Genomic DNA, 5,848 nt, shown 5'->3' with positions numbered 1-5,848 from the left:
GCCCTCGGGTACTACCCCTCCTCGTAGGGCCCGCCCAACCCCCACCCCTGGTACATCGCCTCCGCGAACGCCTCCGCCAGCTTGTGCTCGCCGCTCGCGTTGGGATGCGTCCCGTCGTAGGTATCCGTATCGATGTCGTACCTGGGAGGGATGGAGGCGAGGAGCAGGGGTGACCCCGGCTCGTCGAGGTCGGCGACCGTCTTCGCGAGGAGTTCGTTGAAGAGGCCGACCTGTTCGGCGAATTCGGGGTCCGCGTTGGCGCGGACGTTGGGGATGACGGGGAGGAGGACGGCCCGGACGCGGGGGCGCGCGGCGCGGGCCGCGGCGATGAACTCCCGTGCGTTTTCCGCCGTTTGCTCCGCGTTCGTATAGAAACCCAGGTCGATGAGGCCGAGGGAGACGAGCAGCACATCCGCGCGTCCGGCGCGCACCGCGTCGCCGATCAGCGGAGCCATGTGCTGCCACCCCTCACCCCACCCGGCGAGGTGCCCGCGCGGAAAGTCGGGTTCGGCGTACGCGTAGGAGACCGGAGAGCCGGCCCCCGGGTCGTACAACGTCTCGCGCGGCCCGACCAGCGTGAACGGGCCGCCGTACGTGGCGCACAGATGCCGCCAGAGACGGTACCGCCACGTGTGATCGCCCGCGCTGCCGATCGTCATGGAGTCGCCGACGGGCATGAACCTGAGCATCCGCTCATGATGGACGATCACCGCCCCGGCCGGGGTGTGAGTCCCGACACCCCGCGTGTTGCGCCGCGCGGGATGGCAGGCTGGGGGGATGCGCCGACCGTTCGCCGTCCTCGCCGGGTTCCTGCTCGTGGGGGCCCTCGCCGTACCCGCGTCCGCCGACGACGACGGCGGGTTCACCATCAAGGACCCGCGGATCAAGGAGTCCAGCGGCCTCGCCGCCTCCCACCAGCACCCGGGCGTCTACTGGACGCACAACGACAGCGGTTACGGCCCGCAGATCTACGCCGTCGACGGCGCCACCGGCGAGACGGTCGCCACGCTCACGCTGCGCGGCGTCGGCACCCCGCGCGACGTCGAGGCGATCTCCGTCGGCCCCGACAACCAGATCTACGTGGGTGACATCGGCGACAACTTCGACGGCCGCTGGCCCTACCTGTGGATCTACCGGCTCCCCGAGCCGAAGGTACTCAAGGACCAGACGGTCAGGGCGACCCAGTACATCGTCAAGTACGCGGACGGCGGGCGCGACGCCGAGTCGATGATGGTCCACCCCAAGACCGGCCGGGTGTACATCATCGACAAGAAGGAGGACGGCGGCCACCTGTACGAGGGCCCCGCCCGGCTCACCGCGTCCGGCGACAACATCTTCAAGCCCATAGCTCCGGTGGACCTCTGGGCCACCGACGCCGCGTTCTCCCCCGACGGCAGGCAGCTGGTAGTACGCGGGTACTTCGGAGGTATCACCTACGACTGGAACGGCGGGAAGATCAAGAAGACCGGCCGCCTCGACGTCCCCCTCCAGCGCCAGGGCGAGTCCGTCACCTACTCCGCCGACGGCAGGAAACTGCTGTACGGCAGCGAGGGCGTCGAGAGCGGCGTGGTCGTCCGCGACGCCCCCGGCGCCGACAAGTCCTCGCCCGCCAAGGGGAGTTCGACCGACTCCGGCTCCGCCTCCACGAGCGGCGGCGACTCCGGCGGCGGGGTCACGAAGGGCGCGATCGCCATCGCCGTCGTCTGCGCGGCGGTGTTCGGGCTACGGCGGCTGCTGCGCCGCAGCTGAGTCGCTCCCCGGCGCGTCAACCCCCTGCGTCACTCCCCCGCGCGTCCCTCGGCGGCGCGCCGGGCGACGAGCGCTTCGAGGCCGTCCAGGATGCGCTGGAGCCCGAAGCCGAAGTGGTCGAAGGAGGTCGTCCAGGTGTCGGCGTCGAGGGAGGCGAGCACCGGGAACCGGCCCGACTCCATCACCCTGGAGAGGTACGGGGACTGCGCCTCGTAGAACTCGGACGTCGTCATACCCGAGGTGCGCTCGGCCTCCTGGTAGTACACCTGGGTACGCGCCGCGCCGACGACGTACCCCTCGACCGTCATGATCACCGACACCAGCTCGGTGTCGGTGAGTCCCATCGGCCGGATCCGCGCGAGCACCTTCTCCATGCCGTCCATCGCGCTCGGCCCGAGCAGCGGGCGGGAGCGGCTGGCGGGTAGTACCCAGGGGTGACGGTGGTAGAGGCCGAGCATGGAGTGGGCCATGACCTCCAGGGCCTCCCGCCAGAAGCCGTCGCCGAGGTCGCCGGGGTCCTGCGAGACGCGGTTCACCCGGTCCAGCATCAGCTCGACCAGCTCCGACTTGCCGGGGACGTAGCGGTAGAGCGACATCGCTCCCGTGCCGAGTTCGGCCGCGACCCGGCGCATCGACACCGCGTCAAGACCCTCCTGGTCGGCGATCTCGACGGCGGCCTCGACGATCCGGTCCAGGGTGAGCGTCGGCCTCGGGCCGCGCGCGGGGCGCCGGGCGCCCTCCCAGAGGAGTTCGAGCGTGCGCGTGATCTGGTCCCGGCAGTGCTGGGCCTGGTCCTGGCTGCTCGTCATGGGGGCAGTCTAGTTCCGGGCAGAAAAACTGAGTACGTCGTACGCGAAATCGGGTACGGTGTACTCGGTTATCGGGTGGGACAGGACCCGAGAGCTACTGCCTGAGGGCTACCGCTCGGGAGCTACGACCTCAGAGCTACCGCCCGAGGGCTACCACCTCAGAGTTACATCCACGGAGTTAGGGGACCCCATGGAGTACGCCGTCCGCGCCGAGGCCTTACGCAAGAGCTACGCCGGAAAACCCGCCCTCGACGGCTTCGACCTGGCCGTCCGCGAAGGCACGGTCCACGGGCTGCTCGGCCCGAACGGAGCCGGCAAGACCACCGCCGTCCGCATCCTGGCCACCCTGCGCCGCCCCGACGGCGGCACCGCGGAGGTCGCCGGGCTCGACGTGGTCCGCAGGGCGCGCGAGGTGCGCGCGCGGATCGGGCTCACCGGCCAGTACGCGGCGGTCGACGAGGTCCTCACCGGCAGGCAGAACCTGGAGATGTTCGGCCGCCTCTTCCACCTCGGCGGCAGGCGGGCCCGCCAGCGCGCCGCCGAACTCCTGGACCGCTTCGGCCTGACCGAGGCCGCCGACCGGGGCGTCGACGGCTACAGCGGCGGCATGCGGCGCCGGCTCGACCTCGCCGCGTCGATGATCCTCGCCCCCGCGGTCCTCTTCCTCGACGAGCCGACGACCGGCCTCGACCCCCGCGCCCGGGGCGAAGTCTGGGAATCCGTACGGGCGTTGGTGGCGGACGGCACGACGGTCCTGCTCACCACGCAGTACCTGGAGGAGGCGGACCGGCTGGCCTCCCGCGTCACCGTGCTCGACCGGGGCCGCGCCATTGCCGACGACACTCCCGACGGCCTCAAGGACATGATCGGCGGCGACCGGATCGAGGTCGTGCTCGCCGAACGAGCCGACATCCAGCGGACGATGAAGGTGATGGCCGGCGTCGCGGACGGCGAACCCGAGGCGGACGAGGGCGAGTTGAGGGTCCATGCCACCGTCACCGACCGGGTCTCCGCGCTGACCGCGGTGGCCCGCACCCTCCAGGACGAGGGCGTGCGGGTCGAGGACATCGGGCTGCGCAGGCCCAGCCTCGACGACGTGTTCCTGCGCCTGACCGGCCACCGCACCGAGACCGGCCCGACCGCGAAGGAGGCCGCCGCGTGAGCGCCGTCGACCTGACCCCGATCCACCGGCACGGCCGCGCCTACTGGGCGTTGGCCGACTGCTGGAACCTCGTCCGCCGAGGGCTCACCCACTACCGGCGCCAACCGGTCAACATCCTCTGGCAGTTGGGCTTCCCGATCCTCTCCGTCCTGCTCTACGGCTACGTCTTCGGCAGCGCGATGCACGTGCCGGGCGGCGGGGACTACAAGGACTTCCTGATGCCGGGCATGTTCGTCATGACGATGGCGTTCGGGTTCATCAACACGGCGACGGTCGTCGTGTACGACGCGCAGAAGGGGGTCGTCGACCGGTTCCGCTCCATGCCGATGGCGTCCTCGGCGGTCGTCGCGGGGCGCGGGGTGACTGATCTCCTCGTCGCCTGCGCCGAGTTGGCCATCATGATGCTCACGGCACTGGCCATCGGCTGGCGCCCAGAGGGGAGTTGGGGATTCGTCGGCGCCTTCGGGCTGCTGCTGTGGCTGCGGCTCGCGCTGATCTGGCTGGGGGTGTGGCTCGGCTTCGTCGTCCCCAACCCCGAGGCGGCGGGCGGGCTGTTCGCCGTGGCCTTCCCGCTGACGATGATCTCCAGCGTCTTCGTCGCGCCCCAGCTCATGCCGGACTGGCTCGGGTTCGTGGCCGCGTGGAACCCGATCTCGGCGACGGCCGGGGCGACCAGGGAACTCTTCGGGGCACCGGCGGGCGCGGGCGACACCTGGGTCGAGCAGAACGCCCAACTGATGGCCCTCGTCTGGCCGTTGATCCTGGGCGCGCTCTTCCTGCCGCTGGCGGTGGGGAGGTTCAGGAAGCTCGGGAAGTGATGTCGTAGTCCTTGACGGGGTGATGGGACCGGTCTTCTCTGGGAGGTGCGGAAGTGGGAGCGCTCCCATAGTTCCGGATCCGCACCCCCGAGAGGAACAAGGGACATGTTCCGCAACGTGCGAAGAGCGCTGTGCGCGGTGGCCGCCGCGCTGCTGCTGCCCGTGGGTCTGGCGGTCGCGCAGCCGGCGCGGGCCGCCGAGGCGCCGGGAGCCGGGTACTGGCACACCAGCGGCCGTCAGATCCTCGACTCGGCCGGGCAGCCCGTCCGGGTCGCCGGGATCAACTGGTTCGGCTTCGAGACCGGCAACTACGTGGTCCACGGCCTGTGGTCGCGCGACTACAAGAGCATGATCGACCAGATGAAGTCGCTGGGCTACAACACGATCCGCATCCCGTACAGCGACGATATCTTCAAGTCCTCGACCGTCCCCAACAGCATCGACTTCTCCAGCGGCAAGAACGCCGACCTCCAGGGCCTCAACTCCCTCGGCGTACTGGACAAGATCGTGTCGTACGCGGGCCAGGACGGCCTGCGCGTCATCCTCGACCGGCACCGCCCGGACTCGGGCGGCCAGTCCGCCCTCTGGTACACGGCGGCCGTCCCCGAGTCGACGTGGATCGCCAACTTGAAGTCCCTGGCGTCCCGTTACGCCGGGAACCCGGCCGTCGTCGGCATCGACCTCCACAACGAGCCGCACGATCCCGCCTGTTGGGGCTGCGGGGACACGGCGACCGACTGGCGGCTGGCCGCCCAGCGCGCCGGGAACGCGGTCCTCTCGGTCAACCCCGACCTGCTGATCTTCGTCGAGGGCATCCAGACCGTCAACGGAGTCTCCGGCTGGTGGGGCGGCAACCTGATGGGCGTCGCGCAGTATCCGGTCCAACTCTCCGTCCCCAACCGGCTGGTGTACTCGGCGCACGACTACGCCACCAGCGTCGCCCAGCAGAGCTGGTTCAACGACCCCACGTTCCCGAACAACATGCCGGGGATCTGGGACAAGTACTGGGGCTACATCTTCAAGCAGAACATCGCCCCGGTGTGGGTGGGCGAGTTCGGTACGACGCTCCAGGCGTCCGTGGACCAGAAGTGGCTGGCGGCGCTGGTGAGTTACCTGCGTTCGACGTCGGCGAACGGCGCCGACTCCTTCCACTGGACGTTCTGGTCGTGGAACCCCAACTCCGGTGACACCGGCGGGATTCTGAAGGACGACTGGCAGACCGTCGACACGGTGAAGGACGGCTACCTCGCCAGCGTCAAGGCGCCGGCCTTCCCGCCGGTCGGCGGGAGCGGTGGCGGTGGGGGCGGCGG

General features: G+C 70.1%; 6 protein-coding genes. 4 read left to right on the top strand and 2 right to left on the bottom strand.

All coding sequences use genetic code 11. The features are described from left to right. Positions 1-11 precede the first annotated feature (11 nt). Positions 12-689 carry a GDSL-type esterase/lipase family protein gene (locus tag AOK24_RS25935; protein WP_055722479.1) on the bottom strand — a complete coding sequence of 226 codons (678 nt, stop codon included), beginning with the start codon at positions 687-689 and terminating at the stop codon, positions 12-14. A gap of 88 nt (positions 690-777) precedes the next feature. On the opposite strand from AOK24_RS25935, the gene AOK24_RS25930 reads away from it, so the two are divergent. Further along, positions 778-1,749, top strand: coding sequence for a YncE family protein (locus tag AOK24_RS25930; protein WP_055722478.1), 972 nt, complete (start codon positions 778-780; stop codon positions 1,747-1,749). A 29-nt stretch (positions 1,750-1,778) separates the two neighbouring features. Here AOK24_RS25930 and AOK24_RS25925 read toward each other — a convergent pair whose 3' ends face one another. After that, entirely contained in the window at positions 1,779-2,558 is a 780-nt protein-coding gene (locus AOK24_RS25925; RefSeq protein ID WP_055722477.1) for a TetR/AcrR family transcriptional regulator, read from the bottom strand. 190 nt (positions 2,559-2,748) lie between these two features. Here AOK24_RS25925 and AOK24_RS25920 point away from each other — a divergent pair, with 190 nt between their 5' ends. From AOK24_RS25920 to AOK24_RS25910, 3 genes are all read left to right on the top strand, one after another. Beyond that, the gene (locus AOK24_RS25920) at positions 2,749-3,720 is read left to right on the top strand and encodes an ATP-binding cassette domain-containing protein (RefSeq protein ID WP_055722476.1); all 972 of its coding nucleotides are present in this window, start codon (positions 2,749-2,751) and stop codon (positions 3,718-3,720) included. Continuing rightward, positions 3,717-4,538: an ABC transporter permease gene (locus tag AOK24_RS25915; protein WP_055722475.1), complete on the top strand. Its 822-nt coding sequence runs from the start codon at positions 3,717-3,719 to the stop codon at positions 4,536-4,538. Before AOK24_RS25920 ends, AOK24_RS25915 begins: the two co-directional genes overlap by 4 nt. A 105-nt stretch (positions 4,539-4,643) precedes the next feature. Next, positions 4,644-5,848, top strand: a 1,205-nt coding sequence (locus tag AOK24_RS25910; protein WP_055722474.1) for a glycoside hydrolase family 5 protein, incomplete at its 3' end; no start/stop codon positions are given.

Origin of the sequence: Streptomyces niveiscabiei (assembly GCF_001419795.1) — a bacterium.
In the GTDB taxonomy this organism is placed as follows: Bacteria; Actinomycetota; Actinomycetes; order Streptomycetales; family Streptomycetaceae; genus Streptomyces; species Streptomyces niveiscabiei.
Note: the sequence above shows the minus strand (reverse complement) of the source record. Positions and strands in the feature narration are given on the sequence as shown.

What these genes read in the sequence shown, in the direction of transcription:
- AOK24_RS25920 (WP_055722476.1), top strand. Translation starts at nt 2,749, where the DNA reads ATGGAGTACGCCGTCCGCGCCGAGGCCTTACGCAAGAGCTACGCCGGA.
- AOK24_RS25935 (WP_055722479.1), bottom strand. Translation starts at nt 689, where the DNA reads ATGCTCAGGTTCATGCCCGTCGGCGACTCCATGACGATCGGCAGCGCG.
- AOK24_RS25925 (WP_055722477.1), bottom strand. Translation starts at nt 2,558, where the DNA reads ATGACGAGCAGCCAGGACCAGGCCCAGCACTGCCGGGACCAGATCACG.
- AOK24_RS25930 (WP_055722478.1), top strand. Translation starts at nt 778, where the DNA reads ATGCGCCGACCGTTCGCCGTCCTCGCCGGGTTCCTGCTCGTGGGGGCC.